Below are 1,816 nucleotides of genomic sequence, written 5' to 3' on the forward strand. Positions count from 1 at the left end.
TTAGATGTAGAGATTCGTTGTAATATTCAAGTGCTTTTTGTTTTTCTCCTAAAGCTGAGTACACAAAGCCAATATTATTGAGAGTGCTAGCAACACCAGCTCGATCTCCCACTTGTCGCAATAGAGTCAGGGATTGGTCGTAGTATGAGAGTGCTGTTTGTTTTTCTCCTAAGTCATCGTAGACAGCACCAATATTATTGAGAGTATCTGCTTCCCCACCTTTGTCACCTACTTGCTGAAGTATAGGTAAAGCTTGTTGGTAGTAATTTAGTGCTGTTTGTTTTTCTCCTAAACCAGAATAGACGCCTCCAATATTATTGAGAGCGATCGCTTCCCCAGCTTTGTCGCCTACTTGCTGAAGTATAGGTAATGCTTGTTGGTAGTAATTGAGTGCTTTTTGGTTTTCTCCTAAGTCATTGTAGACAAGTCCAATATTACTGAGAGTTTTTGCTTCTCCATGCAGAAGACCTACTTGCTGAAATAGAGGTAAAGCTTGTTGGTAGTAATTGAGAGCAATTTGTTTTTCTCCTAAAGCTGAGTAGACACCGCCAATATTATTAAGAGAGTTAGCAACACCAGCTCGATCCCCCACTTGTCGCCTTAGAGGTAGCGATTTATTGTAGTATTCGAGTGCCTTTTGGTTTTCTCCTAAAACTGAGTAGACACCGCCAATATTATTGAGAGTGTTTGCTTCTCCACCTCGATTGCCTACTTGCTGATATAGAGGTAAAGCTTGTTGGTAGTATTCGAGGGCTTTTTGGTTTTCTCCTAAAGCTGAGTAGACAAGTCCAATATTATTGAGAGTGGTAGCAATGCCAGCTTTCTCCCCCACCTCTCGCAATAGAGTCAGGGATTGATTGTAGTATTCGAGTGCCTTTTGTGGTTTTCCTAAGTCATTGTAGACTTTGCCAATATTATTGAGAGTAGTAGCTTCCTGTGTTTTATTCCCCATTTCTCGCCTTAGAAGAAGGGATTGATTGTAGTATTCAAGTGCCTTTTGTTGTTCTCCTAAAGCTGAGTAGACACCGCCAATATTATTGAGAGTGGTAGCAACGCCAGCTTTCTCCCCCACCTGTCGCCATAGAGGTAGGGATTGGTCGTAGTATGAGAGAGCAATTTGTTTTTCTCCTAAAGTATCGTAGACGCGACCAATCGATAAAAGAGTCAAAGCTTCCCATTTTTTGTTATCAGCTTCCCGATAAAGTTGCAGTGCTTTTTTCCAAATTTCTGTTGCCTGTTTTTTAGATTCTGCTGTTCCTTGCTTAAATAGTTGATGTCCCTGCTTATATAATTTTTCTGCTTCATCACTCTTGTCTGTCTGAGCTATAACTTCTCCCCCATTGACAATATTGGGCAACATTAATACAGGAAAACTGACATTAAATAACATCAGACTATTAACACTGAGAATAGACAACCATCTCTTAGGAGAAACCATAAATTTAACCCTTGCCTCACAACTAGAAAATTTCATCTATTATATTTCCAGTTTTAAGGAAGATATGCAGGTTATTTCAGTTATTAGACATCTCCAAAAATTAAAAATAGAATCGATTATTATCGAGAAATTATCAATTACCGAATTATTAATTATTAACTGGAGAGTACAAAGTTCTTATAAAAAACGATTTCCTTTCAAGACTGAAAGTATTACTGGAAAAGGCTTAGAGCACCTACAGTTTTAAATGGCGAGTTTCTAACCTTGAGATCCCTGAAAGCCTTAGCTAGCAATAGTTATTCCAAGAACTTTGCACTGTATAGTTATTAATAATTGATAATTAAATAATTCATGCCTTGAAGCCTCCCCTTGGATAGG

At 38.4% G+C, this 1,816-nt stretch carries 1 protein-coding gene; it reads right to left on the minus strand.

Annotation, left to right across the window (positions count from 1 at the left end; genetic code table 11):
* Nucleotides 1-1,474: tetratricopeptide repeat protein (locus ACP6PM_RS10615; RefSeq protein ID WP_426584402.1), on the minus strand; the 1,474-nt coding region annotated here is incomplete at its 3' end.
* Between the last annotated feature and the right edge of the window lie 342 nt (nucleotides 1,475-1,816).

Source organism: Dapis brunnea BLCC-M229 (assembly GCF_050015995.1).
In the GTDB taxonomy this organism is placed as follows: Bacteria; Cyanobacteriota; Cyanobacteriia; order Cyanobacteriales; family Microcoleaceae; genus Trichodesmium.